Below are 271 nucleotides of genomic sequence, written 5' to 3'. Positions count from 1 at the left end.
TCTCTAGAGTTGCAGTTAATTTTTCTCCCATCTCGGTTAGTTCATTTTTATCAACCGAAATACCGTTCATTTCCATCTTTCCTAACACAATAGATAAAGGCATTTCTAATTCTTCAAAAAGTTCATACTGTTGATTATCTTTTAATTGCTTTACTAGGAGTGGTTTTAACTCATTGATAACTGCACCTTTACGTGCTAAGTGTTGAGAGAGAATCTCTAATTCAGGGATGTGCCTCTTTTTCCCTTTCCCATATACAGCTTCGTCTATTTC

At 35.1% G+C, this 271-nt stretch carries 1 protein-coding gene; it reads right to left on the bottom strand.

Translation table 11 applies throughout. The features are described from left to right. A partial coding sequence (locus AOA60_RS32815; protein WP_218240864.1) for a hypothetical protein occupies positions 1 to 271 on the bottom strand: 271 nt, incomplete at both ends.

The organism is Pseudomonas sp. 2822-17, assembly GCF_002742485.1.
GTDB classification, from domain to species: Bacteria; Pseudomonadota; Gammaproteobacteria; order Pseudomonadales; family Pseudomonadaceae; genus Aquipseudomonas; species Aquipseudomonas cyclaminis.
The sequence above is the reverse complement of the archived record's forward strand: the minus strand, read 5'-3'. Positions and strand labels throughout refer to the sequence as shown.